Origin of the sequence: Roseateles sp. DB2 (genome assembly GCF_051857535.1) — a bacterium.
Lineage (GTDB): Bacteria > Pseudomonadota > Gammaproteobacteria > Burkholderiales > Burkholderiaceae_C > Roseateles_B.
Map to the genome: position 1 here is coordinate 360,447 of NZ_JBPZGY010000004.1, position 17,140 is coordinate 377,586.

The window sequence follows — 17,140 nt, forward strand, 5'->3', positions numbered from 1 at the left end:
GATTGTGGCTTGCTGGACTCCGGACCGCGCTGTCGCCGCGTGGCCGCCTCTCCTGCATTTGTACTCGCCTTGTAACCCGCTGAGGGTGCTCTTCTTGTAATATGGTTACCAACTTAACAAGGGTTGAGTTACATCGACCCGAGGCACAGACGCATGAACAAGACGCTGCAAACGGTGACCGCCCGCATCCGCGAGCGCAGTGCACCGGCCCGTGAACGCTATCTGGCCGAGGTGGAGCGCCTGGCGCACCGCAAGAGGGGGCCCGAGCGCATGGGCTGCGCCAACGTGGCCCACGCCTTCGCGGCCATGCCTGCCAACGACAAGCTGCGCCTCGTGGCCGAGCGCCCGACCCACCTCGGCGTGGTCACGGCCTACAACGACGTGCTGTCGGCCCACCAGCCCTACGAGCACTATCCCGAGCTGATCCGCGATGAAGCCCGCCGCCATGGCGCGACCGTGCAGGTGGCCGGCGGCGTGCCGGCCATGTGTGATGGCGTGACACAGGGCTTGCCGGGGATGGAGCTGAGCCTCTTCTCCCGGGACGCCATCGCCATGGGCACCGCCGTGGCCCTGAGTCATGACGTGTTCGACGCCGCCCTGCTGCTGGGCATTTGCGACAAGATCGTGCCCGGCCTGCTGATCGGCGCCCTGAGCTTCGGCCATCTGCCTTGCGTCTTCGTGCCCGCGGGTCCGATGAGCAGCGGCCTGTCCAACAGCGACAAGGCCAAGGTCCGTGAACTCTTCGCCCAGGGCAAGGTTGGCCGCGAGGAACTGCTCAAGGCCGAGTCGGCCGCCTACCATGGCGCAGGCACCTGCACTTTCTACGGCACGGCCAACAGCAACCAGATGCTGCTGGAGGCCATGGGCCTGCATGTGCCAGGTGCCGCCTTCGTGCACCCGCATGACGATCTGCGCGAGCAGCTCAGCCGGGAGGCCGTGCGCCAGGCCCTGCGCATCGCGCCGGGTGCCAACTTCACGCCCATCGGCCGCCTGGTGGACGAGCGCTGCATCGTCAATGCCATGGTGGCCCTGCTGGCCACCGGGGGCTCCACCAACCACCTGATCCACTGGGTGGCCGTGGCGAGGGCTGCGGGCATCTGCATCGACTGGACGGACTTCTCCGAGCTGTCCGCCGTGGTGCCCCTGCTGGCCCGCGTCTATCCCAATGGCAGTGCCGACGTGAACCAGTTCCAGGCTGCAGGCGGCCCGGGCTTCGTGATCCGCGAGCTGCTGGGGGCCGGGCTGATGCATGGCGATGTGCTGACCATCCAGGGGGCTGGCCTTGAAGCCTACGGCCGCGTGCCTCGCGCAGCAGCTGCCGGCGGCATCGAATGGACGGCGCTGCCTGCCGGGTCGGGCGATGACAGTGTCGTGCGCTGCGCCAGCGCGCCCTTCAGCCCGACCGGCGGCCTGAAGCTGCTGGAAGGCAATCTGGGCCGAGCCGTGATCAAGGTCTCCGCCGTGCCCGAGGATCGCCATGTGGTCGAGGCGCCCTGCCGCATCTTCAGCGACCAGGATTCCATGCAGGCTGCCTTCAAGGCCGGCGAGCTGGATCGCGACGTGGTGGTGGTGGTGCGCTTCCAGGGGCCGCACGCCAACGGCATGCCTGAGCTGCACAAGCTGACGCCGCCGCTGGCCGTGCTGCAGGGCAAGGGCTTCAAGGTGGCTCTGGTGACCGATGGCCGCATGAGCGGGGCCTCGGGCAAGGTGCCGGCCGCCATCCATGTCAGCCCGGAGGCGCTGGCCGGCGGACCGCTGGCCCGCTTGCGCGATGGCGATGTGGTCCGCCTCGATGCCGTCACGGGCGAGCTCCAGGCCCTGGTGCCGGCGGACGAATGGACCGTCCGCGAGCTGGCCACCATCTGCCCCGAGCAAGCATCAGACAATGCCACCGGCCTGGGCCGCAATCTCTTCGGCGGTTTCCGCCGCAACGTCCGCAGCGCCGAGGAAGGCGCCGTCACCTGGCTTTGATGGGCCGGTGCACAGCAGAGGAACCCGCATGAGCAATCAGACCCTGAACCTGGCCAGTCACGGCCCCGTGATCCCCGTCATCGTGATCCAGAAACTGGAGCATGCCGTGCCCCTGGCCGAGGCCCTGGTGGCCGGCGGCGTGCGGGTGCTGGAGGTGACGCTGCGCACGCCCGTCGCCTTGCAGGCCATGGAAGCCATGGCACGGGCCGTGCCCGAGGCCATCGTGGGCGCCGGCACGCTGCGCACGGCCACGGACGTGGCCGCTGCCAAGAATGCCGGCTGTCGCTTCGGCGTCAGCCCCGGCTTCAATCATGAGATCGCAGTGGCGGCCCAGGGGCAAGACCTGGCCCTGCTGCCGGGGGTGTCCACGGCCAGCGAGGTCATGCAGGCCAACGCGGCCGGCTACACCTTCCTGAAGCTCTTCCCGGCCGTGGCCGTGGGCGGCGTGAACCTGCTGAAGGCCCTGGCCGGGCCCTTCCCGGACGTGGCCTTCTGTCCGACCGGCGGAATCACGCAGGAGTCGGCCCCGCAGTTCCTGTCGCTGCCGAATGTGAAGGTCTGCGGCGGTTCCTGGCTCACGCCGCAGGACGCCATGGATGCCGGCGACTGGGGCCGTATCACCCAACTGGCCCGCGCGACGCACGCTTTGCGCCGCTGAGTCTCCCGGACCTGGCGCAAGCCGCAACGCTCAGCCCTCAGCCCTCAGCCCTGCCGCTGCTCGAAGATCAGGCAGGTGGTGCTGGCGTGTGCGTAGAGCTTGCCGTCATGCCCCACCAGGCGTGCTTCCGAGGTGGCGACCTGCCGGCCGCGGTGCGTCACTTCGCCGATGGCGCGGACCAGGGGGACCTTGTCCGTCAAGGCCCGCACCAGGTTCACCTTGAACTCCAGCGTCGTGTAGCCGCTGCCGGCTTCCAGCGTGGTGTGCACCGCGCAGCCCAGGGCTGAGTCCAGCAGGGTGGCGAACCAGCCGCCATGCACGGTGCCCAGGGGGTTGTAGTGGCGGAACTGCGGCTTGCCCTGGAAGACGGCCTTGCCCTTGGCCACCTCGACCAGCAGGAAGTCCAGGGTCAGGGCGATGGGCGGAGGCGGCAGTTCGCCGTCCAGCATGGCCTGCATCTGGGCCAGGCCGTCCAGCCCGGCCAACTGGTCCAGGCGCGCGAGGCCGGGCTCACCGAGCATGCGCTGGCGGACCTGGGCTTCCTCGTCACACCAGCGCTGGAGCAGGGCATCTGCATGGGTGGCGCTGTCGGTTCGGCTCATGAAGACTCCTGAAGGGCTTCAGCCCAGGGTGACGATGACGGGGGCGTGGTCGCTGGGGCGCTCGTTGCGGCGCGGCTGCTTGTCGATCTCGCAGGCCAGGACCTGCGCGCGCAGGGCTTCGCTGACCAGGATGTGATCGATGCGCAGGCCCTGGTTCTTGCGGAAGGCCAGGTTGCGGTAGTCCCACCAGCTCCAGCTCTTGGGCGGCTGCTCGAAGAGCCGGAAGGCGTCCACCAGGCCCAGTCCCAGCAGGTCCTGGAAATGGGCGCGCTCCTGCGGCGTGCAGTGGATCTGGCCTGCCCAGGCCACGGGGTCGTAGACGTCACGGTCCTCGGGGGCGATGTTGAAGTCCCCCATCAGCACCAGGCGCTCGTGCGTCTTCAGCTCGCTGCGCACCCATTCGCGCAAGGCCTCCAGCCAGCCCATCTTGTAGACGAACTTCTCGCTGTCCGGTGCCTGGCCATTGGGGAAGTAGGCACCGATGACGCGGACGCCGTCCACTGTGCCGGCGATCACGCGCGCCTGCTCGTCGCCAAGGCCGGGAATGTTCTTGACGACATCCAGGGCCGGCGTGCGGCTCAGCAGCGCCACGCCGTTGTAGGTCTTCTGGCCGAACCACTGCACCTGATAGCCTGCCGCGCCGATCTCCAGCGTGGGGAATTTGTCATCCGTGAGCTTGGTTTCCTGCAGCACCAGGGCATCGACCGGATTCGCCGCCAGCCAGTCCAGCAGCTGGGGCAGGCGCACGGCCAGGGAGTTGACGTTCCACGTGGCAAATTTCATGAGTTCGGGGCAAATGACGGGGGGAGCGACCATTGTCGGCCAGAACTGAGATTGCGTTGCCCCGGCGCGCTGCGTATGGTTGCACCACGGTGGAGCTTGCCACACCCTCCAGTGGTGCAGGACGCGCGCCGATGGCTGCAATCAGCGGGATAACAAGCCAAAAGGCTGGCCCGCCCAAGGGAGCGATTCATGCAGTGCTGTGCCTGCGGGCCTTAGCCGCCCGGCTTCAACTTCCACGTCTCCTGCCGCACGGCGAGCCTGGTGCTGGGTCGTCGTGACGGTGCATTCCTGCCCGGCAAAGCGAGCGGTGTGCCTGTTGCGCACCTGCTCCAGCCATCCCATGGAGAGAACCATGCAACAAGGCAAGGCAAGTTCGGTACGAGGCATCTTCGGCACGCTGTTTGCCGCGGTGTTCGGCATCTCGGTGCTGCTCCTGTGCTCGACGCTGGCGATGCGGCGCGCAGCGGAAAGCGTGGAGCGCACCACCCAGGCGCGCTACGACTCCTACCTCCTGGCAGACGAACTGAGGCAGAGCTCGGACGATCTCACCCGCCTCGCGCGGACCTATGTGATCAGCACGGATCCCAAATGGGAGAAGCAGTACTTCGAGGTGCTGGACGTCCGCAATGGCAGGCTCGCCAGGCCGGCGAACTACCAGGGCATCTACTGGGACTTTCGCGCTGCCGACGAAACACCCAGCAAGGGCAGCGGATCCCCCGTGCCCCTGCAGGACCTGATGAAGACGGCCGGTTTCACGGAGGCCGAGTTCGCCAAGCTGCGGGAAGCCCAGCAGAACTCCAACGACCTGGTGCGCACCGAGACCATCGCCATGAACCTCGTCAAGGGCCTCTACGACGACGGCAAGGGCGGCTTCACCAAGCAGGGCGAGCCGGACCTGGAGCGGGCCCGCGCCATGATGCACGACCTGGACTATCACCGCTTCAAGGCCAAGATCATGCGGCCGGTGGACGAGTTCCTCCAGCTGCTGGACCAACGCACGGCCCTTGCCGTGGCGCAGGCCAGCAAGCAGCGCAGTACCTGGGCCAATGTCTCGGTGCTGCTGGCCGTGTTGCTGGTGCTGGCCGTGGCAGCTCTGCTGTGGTGGGGCTACCGCGCCCTTCTTTCGCAGTTGGGGGCCGAACCCGCCCAGGTGCGCAGCATCGTGGAGCGGGTGGCGTCGGGTGACCTCAGCAGCCCGGTCGAATTGCAGGGCGTTTCATCGCACAGCCTGCTGGCCTCGGTATCCCGCATGCAGCATGCCCTGCGTGACGTGGTCGGGGCGGTGCGTGCCAGCAGCGACAGCATCGTGACCGGATCGGCCCAGATCGCCACGGGCAATGCCGATCTTTCCCAGCGCACCGAGCAGCAGTCCAGCAATCTGCAGCAGACGGCGGCCTCGATGGAGACGCTGTCAGACACCGTGCGCAGCAATGCAGACACCGCCCGCCAGGCCACCCAGCTCGCGGGCTCGGCCAGCGCGGTCGCCGAGCGCGGTGGCGAGGTGGTCAGCCGCGTGGTCTCGACCATGGAGGAGATCAACGGCGCCTCGCGCAAGATCGTCGACATCATCGGGGTCATCGACGGCATCGCCTTCCAGACCAACATCCTGGCCCTCAACGCTGCGGTGGAGGCCGCGCGTGCCGGGGAGCAGGGCCGCGGCTTTGCCGTCGTGGCCAGCGAGGTGCGCAGCCTGGCCCAGCGCAGCGCAGAGGCCGCCCGCGAGATCAAGAGCCTGATACACGACAGCGTGGGCAAGGTCGAGGCCGGCAGCCTGCTGGTGAACGAGGCTGGCAGCACCATGGCCGACATCGTCAGCCAGGTGCGCCGCGTCACCGACCTGATCAGCGAGATCAGCGCTGCCAACAGCGAGCAGACCACCGGCATCCAGCAGATCAGCAGCGCCGTGGGCCAGCTCGACCATGTCACGCAGCAGAACGCCGCGCTGGTGGAGCAGAGCGCCGCGGCGGCGGAAAGCCTCAGCCAGCAGGCTCAGGCGCTGATCGAGGCGGTGAGGGCCTTCAGGCTGGAGCCTGCGGCCTGAAACGAGGGCCTTGAATCAGTAGTGAAGCCAGGCTGCAATCCCGATCACGATGCCCACGCCACCCACCGCCAGGGTGGCCCATTCCATCCAGCGGCGGCGGGTCAGCAGGGCGATGGCGGCGACGGCGATGGAGACCTGCAGCGCCGTCGTGGCCTGGGCCCAGCGGTGGTGCTGGTGCAGTTGCTCCTCGCTCTTGTGGTCGAAGTCCGCGGATGCCTTCTCCAGGGCCTCGGCCTCTTTCTTGATCTCGTTCTTCTCGGTTTCGTAGCGCTCGATCTTGGCCTTGTACTTGGCCTTCTGCTCCTCGCTGGGTGCCAGGTCCATGGCAATCTCGGCGAGGTTCTGCTTGCTGCTCTTGGACTGGAAGTAGGCCCAACGGTTGGCCGCTTCGGTCTTCTTGATGGCCGCGTCGTTCTTGTAGAGCCCCGCATTGGCCTGCGTGGCGCCGCCCATGTAGGAGAAGAGGGCACCCACCGTGGCCAGGATGGCCGTGATCACGGCCAGTTGCCCGGCCATTCCCTTGGGTTCGTGCTGGGCCGCATGCTCCAGCTCATGGTCATGCGGGCCGTGGACGTGAAAGCCGCCTCCAGACATGGTCAATTCCTCCAGATGTTGTGATGCTGTTCAGCGTCGGCGCTCCAGGCGCACGAAGCTGTAGGCGAAGCCCTCGGGCTCGCCGGGGCGATGATGGTGAAGTTCGCGACTGCATTCGCGGAACTGGGCAGGGTCCCAGGCGGGGAAGAAGGCATCGGCCGGGCGCTGCAGCTCGAACAGCGTCAGCTCCAGGGCCGTGGCCAGGGGCAGGGCCAGGGCATAGATCTCGGCGCCGCCCATCACGAAGACCTGCTCGCCCGGCGTGCAGGCCGCCAGGGCCGAGGACAGCTCGGTGAAGACCTCGGCGCCGGGCAGCTGCAGACCGGCCTGGCGGCTCAGGACCAGATTGCGCCGACCGGGCAGTGGACGGAACTTCGGCGGTATGGATGCCCAGGTCTTGCGGCCCATCAGCACTGTGTGGCCCAGGGTGAGCGCCTTGAAGTGCGCCATGTCCTCGGGCAGTCGCACCAGCAGCTCATTGCCCAGGCCGATGCCACGGTCCAGGCACAGGCCGGCGATGAGGGTCAGGTCTTGCATGCGCAGCGCCCCGTCACTCAGACAGCCACCGGCGCCTTGATGGCGGCGTGGTGCTCATAGCCCTGCACCTCGAAGTCTTCCAGTGTGTAGTCGAAGAGGCTGTCCGGCCTGCGGCGGATGTGCAGGGTCGGGTAGGGGAAGGGCTGGCGGGCGAGTTGGGTCTGCACCTGCTCGAAGTGGTTGCTGTAGATGTGGCAGTCGCCACCGGTCCAGATGAAGTCACCCACGTCCAGGTCGCACTGCTGGGCCACCATGTGGGTCAGCAGGGCATAGCTGGCGATGTTGAAGGGCACGCCCAGGAAGATGTCGGCGCTGCGCTGGTAGAGCTGGCAGGACAGCCGACCGCGGCCGCCGGGCTCATTGGCGGGGGCCACGTAGAACTGGAAGAACGCGTGACAGGGCATCAGGGCCATCTTGGACAGGTCGGCGACGTTCCAGGCGCTCACGATGAGGCGGCGCGAGTCGGGATTGCTGCGCAGCTGTTGCAGCACGTCATTGATCTGGTCGATGTGGCCGCCGTCGGGCGTGGGCCAGGAGCGCCACTGAACGCCGTAGACCGGGCCGAGGTCACCATCTTCGCGGGCCCATTCGTCCCAGATGGTGCAGCCGCGTTCCTGCAGCCACTTCACATTGGAGTCGCCGCGCAGGAACCACAGCAGCTCCAGGATGATGGACTTCAGGTGCACCTTCTTGGTCGTCACCAGGGGGAAGCCTTCATTCAGGTTGAAGCGCATCTGGTGGCCGAAGACCGAGCGCGTGCCGGTGCCGGTGCGGTCGCCCTTGGCCACGCCCTGTTCAAAGACAAGGCGCATGAAATCTTCGTACTGGCTTCGAACGGGGTGGGTGGTCACGGCAGGGATCCGGGCCGCCTTGGGGCGGCATCAGGGCAGCAATCGAGGCAGCGTAGTTTATGCGAGCTTATGCGAGCCGCCGGCCGCTGGAGGGCGGCGTGCCGGCGGGATCGCCCTTCACTGGTTCGGGGCGCCAGCGGGCTGGCGGGACCACCTTGGCCTCAGCCGGATCGCCCAGGTAGTGCGGGGACATGATCTGCACGCCGAACTCGTTGAAGACGTCCTGGATCTCCGCGTGCAGCAGGCTCAGTACCTGGGCGCGCGGACCCGGCTCCGTGGGCTGGGCCTGCACCACCAGGCGGTACTCGACGTAGAAGTCCGACAGCGCGGTCTGGAATACGCGCGGCGCGGGGGTCTGCAGGATGCCCGGGGTGCGGGCCGCGGCGAGCTTGAGCATGGCCTCGACTTGGCGCCAGGCGGTGTCATAACCAATGGTCACCGTCGTGTCCAGTGCGAAGCCTGCGCCGCCGCCGGTGCGGGAGTAGTTGCGCGTGACGCTGCCGGCGATCAGGGCGTTGGGCAAGGTGAGTTCGTCGCCCTGGCCCGTGCGGATGCGGGTGGCGAAGGTGCCCAGCTCGGTGACCGTGCCTTCATGCTCGCCGATGCGCACGTATTCGCCGATGCGCAGCGTGCGCGTGTACATCAGGATCAGCCCGGCGGCCGCTTGCCCCACCACGCTGGAGGCGCCCAGCGAGGCCATCAGGCCGATGAGCACGGACAGGCCTTTGAAGGCCTCGGTCTGCGCGCCGGGGAGGTAGGGGTAGGCCATGGCCACGGCGAAGGCCCAGATGCCCAGGCGCAGCAGGCGGCGCGTCGGGCGGGCGGTGTCGGCGTCCAGCCAGCCCAGGTCGACGGCACCGGATTCGGCGCGCTCGAAGAAGGGGTCCAGGGCCGTGCTCAGGAAATGCGCGAGTACGAAGATGAGAATGGCCACCAGCAGCTGGGGCAGGGCGCTGGCGGCGCCGATCAGCAGGCCGCCCAGGGCGTCGCGCAGCATGGCATGGAGCTGCTCGCCCCAGACCCGTGTGTAGGGGAACTGGCGCAGGGCCCAGCCCAGCCACTCGTACACCAGCAGCAGCCACAGGCCGGCATGCAGCAGGCGAACGACCAGCCGCACGCCGTCTCCCAGGCGGTCCAGGCTCAGCAGCGTGACGCCGCTGACCTGCAGCTTGCGGGCCTGTGCACCCGCCCCACGTGCGAGCAGGCGCAGGCTGATCCGCGACATCTTGCGCAGGGCCCATAGCAAGGGCAGCAGCAGGGCCAGCGAACCCAGCACCCACAGCGCGGCGAGGCCCAGGCGCTGCCAGCTGTGAGCCTCCTGATGCTCGGCCAGGGCCTGCTGCAGCTGGGCCTTGGCGGCCTGCGCGCGCTGGTCCAGATCCGGTTCCGCGGAGGCGTCCAGGCCCAGGTCGCCCGGCATGAGGGTGCCGATCAGTTGGCCGTTCACGAGCAGGGCCCGCCCCTCGGGCGTGGGGCGCAGCTCCACCCGGTAATCGGGCGACTGCATCTCCAGCACGGCCTGCAGCTGGGCCTGTGCGCGCCGCTGCCGGTCGGCCGGGCTCAGGCCCAGCGAACCGGCGCGGAAGACGAGGATGTCGCGCCCCGCCAATTGCAGTCGCGGCTCGGCGAGGGCTGGTCGCGATGCCGGGAGCGCTGCCGCGACGGCCGAGGCGGCCGAGGCGGCCGAGGCGGGCGCTGCCGCCGACGCTTGGGCGAGCCCGGCCTGGGGCAGCGCCATCAGCAGCGCGGCCAGCAGCAGGCACAGGCCCTGATGAAGTCGGTCGAACAGCGATGGGATCTTGGGTAGTTGCGCGGGCAGGCAGGTCCGTGTCATGGGCGATCCGGGTGTCGTGGGCGGGCGTGGGTTCAGCCCGGCAGGGCGGCTCAACTCTACCCGCCCGGGGCCGCCTCAGGCGCCCGTCTGGAACTGCAGCGCGGCCAGCCGCGCGTAGATGCCGCCGCGCTCGATCAGCTCAGCATGCGTGCCCTGCTCAACGATGTGGCCGTGGTCCAGCACCAGGATGCGGTCTGCCCGTTGCACCGTGGCCAGGCGGTGGGCGATCACCAGGGTGCTGCGCTGGCGCATGGCCGCTTCCAGCGCTGCCTGCACGACGCGCTCGCTCTCGGCGTCCAGAGCGCTGGTAGCCTCGTCCAGCAAGAGCAGGGGCGGGTTCTTCAGGATGGCGCGGGCGATGCTGATGCGCTGGCGCTGGCCCCCCGAGAGCCGCACGCCGCGCTCGCCCAGGAAGGTCTGGTAGCCCTGGGGCAGGGCGCTGATGAAGTCATGGGCGAAGGCAGCCTTGGCCGCGGCGATGACCTCCTCGTCCGAGGCCTCCGGCCGGCCGTAGCGGATGTTCTCCAGGGCGTTGGTCGAGAAGATCACGCTGTCCTGGGGCACCAGCCCGATGCGCTGGCGCAGTGCCTGCAGTGGCAGCTGCGCGATGGGCACGCCGTCCAGCTCGATGCGGCCCAGCTGCGCGTCGTAGAAGCGCTGCAGCAGCTGCAGCACCGTGCTCTTGCCTGCACCGCTGGCGCCGACCAGGGCGACGGTCTCGCCGGGCGCAAGGCTGAGGCTCAGGCCCTGCAGGGCGGGCTTGTCGGGCCGCGAGGGGTAGTGGAAGTGCACATCGTCCAGCACCAGCGTCGCGCCGGCACGGGCGGGTGGCAGGGTCTGTGCCTGGGGCGGATCCTGGATGGGCGATTGCGCGCTGAGCAGCTCGCTCAGCCGCTCCATGGCGCCGGCCGCGCGAAGCACCTCGCCCCAGACCTCGGCCAGCACCGCCACGCTGGAGACCAGCAGGGTCACGTAGACCAGGGTCTGGCCCAGCAGGCCGGCACTCATGCGGCCCTCGATGACGGCCTCGGTGCCCCGGTACAGGCCGAAGAGCATGGCGCCGAAGGTGGCGGTGATGAGGAAGGCCACCAGCCCGGCGCGCACCTTCATGCGCTTGCGGGCCGTGTCGAAGGCGGCCTCGCTGGCCTGCTCGAAGCGCTGGCCTTCGCGGGCCTCCTGTGTGTAGCTCTGCACCACGGTGACGGCATTGATCACCTCGGCGGCGATGGCGCTGGTGTCCGCCACCCGGTCTTGGCTGGCGCGGCTGAGCTTGCGCACCCGGCGCCCCAGCAGCACGGCCGGCAGCACCACCAGGGTCAGCAGGCCCAGCACCGGCAGCATCAGGCCCGGGTTGCTCCAGACCAGCATCAGCAGGGCGCCCACGCCCATCACCACATTGCGCAGACCCATCGAGAGGCTGGACCCCACGACGGTCTGCACCACGGTCGTGTCGGTGGTGAGTCGGCTCAGCACCTCACCGGTCTGGGTGGTTTCGAAGAAGGCCGGGCTCTGCTTGAGCACATGCCGGTAGACCGCGTTGCGCAGGTCAGCCGTGACCCGCTCGCCCAGCCAGGTGACGCTGTAGAAGCGCGCGGCGGAGAACACGGCGAGCGTCACGCCCACGCCGAACAGCGCCCCGAAATGCCCGCGCAGGGCCATGACCCGCTGGGCGGGATCGCTGGACACCAGGCCCTGGTCGATCAACTGCTTGAGGGCCACGGGGAAGAGCAGGGTGCTGACGGCCGCCAGCAACAAGAACAAGCCGGCCAGGATGACCCTCCCGCGGTAGGGCCGCAGAAAAGGCCACAGCGCGGCCAGGGCCTGGGGCGGGCCCTTGGCCTTGTCGGCACCGGGGGCGCTGCGCTGGAGGGGGGCGGGGGAGGTGGCGACTGGGGTGTCCGACATGGGCTGGAGGCGTGCGGGCTGGATGCGGGCTTGCGGGGCGGCGGGCTTGCGGGGTGTGGCCGGGAACTGGGGCCAGACCCGCCAAATGCAAGCGGATCTGTGCGAAATGCAGCAATTTGGACGGAAACAGCCCCTGAACCACGCGGGAAGGGTGATGCCCCCGACTTCCGCAAGGATACTTGCCTGAGCAATAATTGCCTAGGCAATTGATATGAAGCAATCCAAACCACTCCCGCCCCCGGCCGACTTCTACAGCGCCGACACCTACCGCAGCCAGGACAGCATCGGCTGGCTGATGCACCGCACCAAGCAGTCCATCGTCCATCTGGCGGACAAGCGCCTGTGCCAGCACGGCCTCACTCACGCGCAATGGGCACCCATGCTCAAGCTGCGCCTGCACGGGCCGCACTCCACCGTGCAGCTCGGCAAGGAGCTGGACATGGATGCCGGCGCCCTGAGCCGCCTGCTGGACCGCCTGGAAGCCAAGGGCCTGGTGCAGCGCGAGCGCTCCAGCACCGACCGCCGCGTAGTCCAGGTCTCGCTGAGCGAGGAAGGGCAGCGGATGACGGCCGAGCTGCCTGCCGTGCTGTCCGAGGTCTTCAACGCCCACTTGGCTGGCTTCACCGAGGCCGAGTGGCGCACCCTGATCGAACTGCTGCAACGCCTGGTCGCCAATGGCGAGGCCTTGCGCGAGGCAAGCAAGGAATGAACCCGATGTACCCACACTCCCGACCTGGCGCGCTGCGCTTGTCCGCATTGCCAGCCTTGATGCTGCTCCTGGGCCTGATGACGGCCTGCGCTCCGGTGCCGCCGCAGCCGGCCGCGCCGGGGCGTCTGCAGGGCGAGGCCCTGGGCCTCAAGCCCGGCCCGGCTGCGGCAGGTACCGCCTGGTGGCGCGCTTGGGGCGACGAGCGCCTCAACGCCCTGATGGACAAGGCCCTGCGCGACGCCCCCAGCCTGGCGCTGGCCCGCGCCCGCATCGCCAAGGCTGGCGCCGCGGTGGACAACGCCGCTGCCGCCGACAAGCCGGTGACGGGCGTGGGGCTGGACATCGAGCGCCAGCGCTTCAGCGAGCACGGCATGTACCCGCCGCCTCTGGCCGGCAGCGTCCAGAACACCGCGACCCTGCAGGCCGGCATCAGCTATGACTGGGACTTCTTCGGCCGCCATCAGGCCGCCTTGCAGGCCAGCCTGGGGCAGCAGCGCGCCTGGCAGGCCGAGGCCGAGGCCGCCCGGCTGAACATCGCCAGCGCCGTGCTGCGTGCCTGGCTGGGCCTGGCTCGCAGCGTGAGCCAGGAGCAGTTGCTGCAGCAGCAGATCGTGCTGCGCCAGCAGGCCCTGGACCTGGTGCGCCAGCGCCGCACCGCCGGCCTGGACACCGACATCGAGCTGCGTGGCGCCGAAGCCCCGCTGGCCGATCTGCAGCGCCAGGCCCTGGCCCTGCAGCAGCTGGCCCAGGGCTACCGTGTGCAGTTGGCGGCCCTGAGTGTGCAGCCCCTGGATGCGCTGGCCGACTGGAAGCCCGCGCTGCCCGCCGAAGTGGCACCGGCCCAGGCACCCAACCTGGACCTGCTGGCCTCCCGCCCCGATGTGAGTGCCGCCCTGGCCCGCGTGGAGGCGGCCGGCTACGAGATCACCGCGGCCCGTGGCCGCTTCTATCCGGACCTGACGCTCAACGCCTTCGCCGGCTTCAGCAGCATTGGGCTGGACAAGCTGCTGGAGAGCGGCAGCCACCAGCTGGGCTTCGGGCCCTCGCTGCGCCTGCCCCTGTTTGACACGGGCCGCCTGCGCGCCGGTTTCAAGGCCGCCGTGGCTGAGCAGGACGCCGCTGTGGCCGCCTACAACGCCGCCGTGCTCGAAGGCGTGCGCGATGCCCGCGAGCAGTGGGAGGCCCTGCGCTCCCTGCAGGCCCAGCAGTCGCCCCAGGAGGCCCTGCTGCGCAGCAACGAGCAGCAGCTGCGCCTGGCCCAGGAGCGGCAGGCCGCCGGCCTGGGCAACCGCCTGCCGGTGCTCCAGGCCCAGCAGGCCCTGATCCAGCAGCAGCGCCAGACCCTGGACTTGCGCGCCCAGCAGCTCGACAGCCGCGTGCAGCTGATGCGCGCCCTGGGCGGAGAGGTCCCCAGGACAGAGCCCCGCGCCTGATCCATCGCCTGACCGGCCCACGCATTCCTGCGGCTTTCCCGATCCAGCCGCACCCCAACGCAAATAGCAGCACATCATGAGCCAAGACAACAGCAGCCCCGCCGCCACCGCCCCCGTGAAGAGCGGCAATCCGCAGCGCAAGAAGGGCCTGACCACCGTCGCCATCGCCCTGATCCTGGGTTTCGGCGCCTACAGCGCCTACGAGTGGCTGGTGGGCCGCCACTTCGAGAAGACCGACAACGCCTATGTGCAGGCCCATGTCGTGCAGATCACGCCCCTGGTGGGCGGTACCGTGCGTGCCATCCACGTGGACGACACCGACGCCGTCAAGGCCGGCCAGAAGCTGGTGAGCCTGGACCCGGTGGATGCCCGCATGGCCCTGGACCAGGCGCAGGCCCAGCTGGCGCAGACGGTGCGGGAGGTCCGCACCCTGTTCGCCAACAACGCCACCCTGCAGGCCCAGGCACGCAGCCGTGAGGCCGACCTTCAGCGCGCCCGCAGCGAGGTGGCCCGCCTCAAGGACGATGTCAGCCGCCGCGAGCCCCTGGTGGCCACCGGCGCCGTGGGCAAGGAGGAACTGGAGCATGCCCGTGCCCAGCTCAAGACGGCCCAGGCCGCTGCGTCCGCTGCCGAGGCCGCGGCCGAAGCCGCCCGCGAGCAGCTGGTCTCGAACCAGTCGCTGACGGATGGCACCGGCGTCGAGCAGCATCCCAATGTGCTGCGCGCCGCCGCCCGTGTGCGCGAGACCTTCCTGGCCGTGCAACGCAACGAGCTGCTGGCCCCGGTGGACGGCTGGGTCGCGCGCCGCAGCGTGCAACTGGGCCAGCGCGTGGCCGCCGGCACGCCGCTGATGAGCGTGGTGGGCCTGCAGCAGGCCTGGGTCGATGCCAATTTCAAGGAAGGCCAGCTGGCTCGCCTGCGCATCGGCCAGCCGGTGACCCTGGTGGCCGACGTCTATGGCGACAAGGCCGAGTTTCACGGCAAGGTCGTGGGTCTAGGCGCAGGTACCGGTGCGGCCTTTGCGGTGCTGCCGGCGCAGAACGCCACGGGCAACTGGATCAAGGTCGTGCAGCGCGTGCCCGTGCGCATCGCCCTGGACGCCAAGGAGCTGGCCGAGCACCCGCTGCGCGTGGGCCTGTCGATGAACGTGGCGGTGGACGTGAGCGATCAGTCGGGCAAGCCGCTGTCCGAGACCATCGCGGCTGGCAGCGCCACCTCGACCAAGGTCTTCGAGGACCAGGACCGCGCCGCCGATGCCGAGGTGCAGCGCATCATCCAGTCCAATCTGGGCCGCGCGGCCAGGCCGGCGGTTGCCACAACCAAGGCCGTGGCCAAGGCCCACAAGAGCGCTGACGCCGTCCACGGAAAGGCCTGAGCATGAGCGCTCCCGCCGCCGCCTTGGCGCCGCCGCCACCGCTCAAGGGTTCCGACCTGGTGATGGGCACGCTGGCCCTGTCGCTGGCGACCTTCATGAACGTGCTGGACTCGTCCATTGCCAACGTGTCGCTGCCGGCCATCGCCGGTGACCTGGGCGTGAGCCCGGTGCAGGGCACCTGGGTGATCACGAGCTTCGGCGTGGCCAACGCCATCTCCGTGCCGCTGACCGGCTGGCTCACCCAGCGCTTCGGCGCCGTGCGCCTGTTCACCACCAGCGTGCTGCTCTTCGTGCTGGCCTCCTGGCTGTGCGGCTTCGCGCATTCGCTGGAGATGCTGGTGGCCTGCCGCGTGCTGCAGGGCCTGGTGGCGGGGCCCATGATCCCGCTGTCGCAGACCCTGCTGCTGTCCAGCTATCCGCCGGCCAAGGCGGGCACGGCACTCGCCTTATGGGGGGTGACGACGCTGGTCGCGCCCGTGGTCGGGCCGCTGCTGGGCGGCTGGATCACGGACAACGTCTCCTGGCCCTGGATCTTTTACATCAACGTGCCCGTGGGCCTGCTGGCCGCGGGCATGACCTGGAGCATCTACCGCCAGCGCGAGACGCAGATCAAGAAGCTGCCCATCGACGGCGTGGGCCTGGCCCTGCTCGTGCTGTGGGTGGGCGCGCTGCAGGTCATGCTGGACAAGGGCAAGGAGCTGGACTGGTTCGCCAGCCCCGAGATCTGCATCCTGGGCCTGACGGCGCTGATCGGCTTCGCCTTCTTCCTCGTGTGGGAGCTGACGGACGAGCACCCGGTGGTGGATCTGCGGCTGTTTGCGCGGCGCAACTTCCTCTTCGGTGCGGCCACGCTGTCCATCGCCTACGGCCTGTTCTTCGGCAATGTGGTGCTCCTGCCTCTGTGGCTGCAGCAGTGGATGGGCTACACGGCCACGGACGCCGGCATGGCGCTGGCGCCGGTGGGCCTGCTGGCCATCCTGCTGTCGCCGGTGGTGGGCCGCAACGTGGCCCGGGTGGACCCGCGCTGGATGGCCAGCTTCGCCTTCGTGATGTTCGCCATCGTGCTGAAGATGCGCGGCAACTTCACCACGCAGACGGACTTCGCCACCATCATGATCCCCACCATCCTGCAAGGGGCGGCGCTGGCCTTCTTCTTCATTCCGCTGACCACGCTGACGCTGTCGGGCATCACGCCGGACCGCATCGCGGCGGCGGCGGGCCTGTCGAACTTCGTGCGGATCACGGCGGGCGCCATGGGCACCTCGATCTCGACCACGCTGTGGGAGAACCGCGCCGCGCTGCATCACCACCACCTCGCCGAGCGACTGGCGCAAGGCGACCCGGTCACGACCGAGACCCTGCGCCAGCTGCAGACCGGCGGCCTGAGCATGGAGCAGTCCCTGGCCTGGCTCAACCGCATGGTGGACCAGCAGGCCTTCACCCGCGCGGCCGATGACATCTTCATCGCCTCGGCGGCCATCTTCCTGGTGCTGATTGCCGCGGTGTGGCTCACCAAGCGTCCACCGCGCCTGGCGGCGCCGGTGGATGCGGGCGGCGCGCACTGAGGGCCGCTTGCGCCGAAGCAAAAAAGGCGGGGACTCAGCGGTCCTCGCCCTTTTCACTTGTTGCAGGCTCGTCTCCCTCGGAGTCCTTGGGCGGCCGGCCGCGCTTCGCCGCCGGCGCGGTGTCCAGGCGGATGCCGCGCCGCTGCAGGGCCTCCCGCAGCAGGTACTCGATCTGTGCATTGCTGGACCGCAGCTCACGTGCGGCCAGACGCTCGATCTCGTCCCACAGCTCTGGCGGGAGGCGAAGCAGGAAGCTCTTCTTGCCCGGGCTGGCCATGCAGG

General features: G+C 69.1%; 15 protein-coding genes. 7 read left to right on the plus strand and 8 right to left on the minus strand.

The genetic code is table 11. From position 1 onward, the window contains the following. Window positions 1-153: 153 nt before the first annotated feature. Window positions 154-1,971: a phosphogluconate dehydratase gene (gene edd / locus ACS5PK_RS08965; RefSeq protein WP_439439891.1), complete on the plus strand. Its 1,818-nt coding sequence runs from the start codon at window positions 154-156 to the stop codon at window positions 1,969-1,971. 28 nt (window positions 1,972-1,999) lie between these two features. Then, window positions 2,000-2,629 carry a bifunctional 4-hydroxy-2-oxoglutarate aldolase/2-dehydro-3-deoxy-phosphogluconate aldolase gene (gene eda, locus ACS5PK_RS08970; protein WP_439439892.1) on the plus strand — a complete coding sequence of 210 codons (630 nt, stop codon included), beginning with the start codon at window positions 2,000-2,002 and terminating at the stop codon, window positions 2,627-2,629. Window positions 2,630-2,673: 44 nt separating this feature from the next. Here the strand turns inward: eda and ACS5PK_RS08975 are convergent, their stop codons facing one another. After that, complete coding sequence (locus ACS5PK_RS08975; protein WP_439439893.1) at window positions 2,674-3,231, minus strand: PaaI family thioesterase; 558 nt, start codon at window positions 3,229-3,231, stop codon at window positions 2,674-2,676. Window positions 3,232-3,249: 18 nt separating this feature from the next. Next, the gene (gene xth, locus ACS5PK_RS08980) at window positions 3,250-4,014 is read right to left on the minus strand and encodes an exodeoxyribonuclease III (RefSeq protein ID WP_439439894.1); all 765 of its coding nucleotides are present in this window, start codon (window positions 4,012-4,014) and stop codon (window positions 3,250-3,252) included. A 352-nt stretch (window positions 4,015-4,366) separates the two neighbouring features. On the opposite strand from xth, the gene ACS5PK_RS08985 reads away from it, so the two are divergent. Next, complete coding sequence (locus tag ACS5PK_RS08985; protein ID WP_439439895.1) at window positions 4,367-6,055, plus strand: methyl-accepting chemotaxis protein; 1,689 nt, start codon at window positions 4,367-4,369, stop codon at window positions 6,053-6,055. A 15-nt stretch (window positions 6,056-6,070) separates the two neighbouring features. Here ACS5PK_RS08985 and ACS5PK_RS08990 read toward each other — a convergent pair whose 3' ends face one another. The 5 genes from ACS5PK_RS08990 to ACS5PK_RS09010 all read right to left on the minus strand — a co-directional run bounded on the left by ACS5PK_RS08990 (window position 6,071) and on the right by ACS5PK_RS09010 (window position 11,776). Continuing rightward, window positions 6,071-6,649, minus strand: a complete 579-nt coding sequence (locus ACS5PK_RS08990) for a DUF4337 domain-containing protein (protein WP_439439896.1) — start codon at window positions 6,647-6,649, stop codon at window positions 6,071-6,073. 30 nt (window positions 6,650-6,679) lie between these two features. Then, the gene (locus ACS5PK_RS08995; protein ID WP_439439897.1) at window positions 6,680-7,186 is read right to left on the minus strand and encodes a dihydrofolate reductase; all 507 of its coding nucleotides are present in this window, start codon (window positions 7,184-7,186) and stop codon (window positions 6,680-6,682) included. 17 nt (window positions 7,187-7,203) lie between these two features. Then, window positions 7,204-8,037, minus strand: coding sequence for a thymidylate synthase (locus ACS5PK_RS09000; protein WP_439439898.1), 834 nt, complete (start codon window positions 8,035-8,037; stop codon window positions 7,204-7,206). A gap of 67 nt (window positions 8,038-8,104) precedes the next feature. Next, window positions 8,105-9,871, minus strand: coding sequence for a mechanosensitive ion channel family protein (locus tag ACS5PK_RS09005; RefSeq protein WP_439439899.1), 1,767 nt, complete (start codon window positions 9,869-9,871; stop codon window positions 8,105-8,107). Window positions 9,872-9,946: 75 nt separating this feature from the next. Further along, on the minus strand, window positions 9,947-11,776 hold the full coding sequence (locus ACS5PK_RS09010) for an ABC transporter transmembrane domain-containing protein (RefSeq protein ID WP_439439900.1): 1,830 nt from the start codon (window positions 11,774-11,776) through the stop codon (window positions 9,947-9,949). A 211-nt stretch (window positions 11,777-11,987) separates the two neighbouring features. Here ACS5PK_RS09010 and ACS5PK_RS09015 point away from each other — a divergent pair, with 211 nt between their 5' ends. The 4 genes from ACS5PK_RS09015 to ACS5PK_RS09030 all read left to right on the plus strand — a co-directional run bounded on the left by ACS5PK_RS09015 (window position 11,988) and on the right by ACS5PK_RS09030 (window position 16,858). After that, window positions 11,988-12,485 carry a MarR family winged helix-turn-helix transcriptional regulator gene (locus tag ACS5PK_RS09015; protein ID WP_439439901.1) on the plus strand — a complete coding sequence of 166 codons (498 nt, stop codon included), beginning with the start codon at window positions 11,988-11,990 and terminating at the stop codon, window positions 12,483-12,485. 5 nt (window positions 12,486-12,490) lie between these two features. Then, window positions 12,491-13,918: an efflux transporter outer membrane subunit gene (locus ACS5PK_RS09020; protein WP_439439902.1), complete on the plus strand. Its 1,428-nt coding sequence runs from the start codon at window positions 12,491-12,493 to the stop codon at window positions 13,916-13,918. A 76-nt stretch (window positions 13,919-13,994) separates the two neighbouring features. Beyond that, window positions 13,995-15,293, plus strand: coding sequence for an HlyD family secretion protein (locus ACS5PK_RS09025; RefSeq protein ID WP_439439903.1), 1,299 nt, complete (start codon window positions 13,995-13,997; stop codon window positions 15,291-15,293). 2 nt (window positions 15,294-15,295) lie between these two features. Further along, window positions 15,296-16,858, plus strand: coding sequence for a DHA2 family efflux MFS transporter permease subunit (locus tag ACS5PK_RS09030; RefSeq protein ID WP_439439904.1), 1,563 nt, complete (start codon window positions 15,296-15,298; stop codon window positions 16,856-16,858). Window positions 16,859-16,892: 34 nt separating this feature from the next. On the opposite strand, the gene ACS5PK_RS09035 is transcribed toward ACS5PK_RS09030, so the two are convergent. Next, window positions 16,893-17,135, minus strand: coding sequence for a hypothetical protein (locus ACS5PK_RS09035; protein ID WP_439439905.1), 243 nt, complete (start codon window positions 17,133-17,135; stop codon window positions 16,893-16,895). Window positions 17,136-17,140 lie beyond the last annotated feature (5 nt).

Bases quoted from the DNA above. Each gene is read 5' to 3' on its own strand.
- edd (WP_439439891.1), top strand. From the start codon at position 154: ATGAACAAGACGCTGCAAACGGTGACCGCCCGCATCCGCGAGCGCAGT.
- eda (WP_439439892.1), top strand. From the start codon at position 2,000: ATGAGCAATCAGACCCTGAACCTGGCCAGTCACGGCCCCGTGATCCCC.
- ACS5PK_RS08975 (WP_439439893.1), bottom strand. From the start codon at position 3,231: ATGAGCCGAACCGACAGCGCCACCCATGCAGATGCCCTGCTCCAGCGC.
- xth (WP_439439894.1), bottom strand. From the start codon at position 4,014: ATGAAATTTGCCACGTGGAACGTCAACTCCCTGGCCGTGCGCCTGCCC.
- ACS5PK_RS08985 (WP_439439895.1), top strand. From the start codon at position 4,367: ATGCAACAAGGCAAGGCAAGTTCGGTACGAGGCATCTTCGGCACGCTG.
- ACS5PK_RS08990 (WP_439439896.1), bottom strand. From the start codon at position 6,649: ATGTCTGGAGGCGGCTTTCACGTCCACGGCCCGCATGACCATGAGCTG.
- ACS5PK_RS08995 (WP_439439897.1), bottom strand. From the start codon at position 7,186: ATGCAAGACCTGACCCTCATCGCCGGCCTGTGCCTGGACCGTGGCATC.
- ACS5PK_RS09005 (WP_439439899.1), bottom strand. From the start codon at position 9,871: ATGACACGGACCTGCCTGCCCGCGCAACTACCCAAGATCCCATCGCTG.
- ACS5PK_RS09010 (WP_439439900.1), bottom strand. From the start codon at position 11,776: ATGTCGGACACCCCAGTCGCCACCTCCCCCGCCCCCCTCCAGCGCAGC.
- ACS5PK_RS09015 (WP_439439901.1), top strand. From the start codon at position 11,988: ATGAAGCAATCCAAACCACTCCCGCCCCCGGCCGACTTCTACAGCGCC.
- ACS5PK_RS09020 (WP_439439902.1), top strand. From the start codon at position 12,491: ATGTACCCACACTCCCGACCTGGCGCGCTGCGCTTGTCCGCATTGCCA.
- ACS5PK_RS09025 (WP_439439903.1), top strand. From the start codon at position 13,995: ATGAGCCAAGACAACAGCAGCCCCGCCGCCACCGCCCCCGTGAAGAGC.
- ACS5PK_RS09030 (WP_439439904.1), top strand. From the start codon at position 15,296: ATGAGCGCTCCCGCCGCCGCCTTGGCGCCGCCGCCACCGCTCAAGGGT.
- ACS5PK_RS09035 (WP_439439905.1), bottom strand. From the start codon at position 17,135: ATGGCCAGCCCGGGCAAGAAGAGCTTCCTGCTTCGCCTCCCGCCAGAG.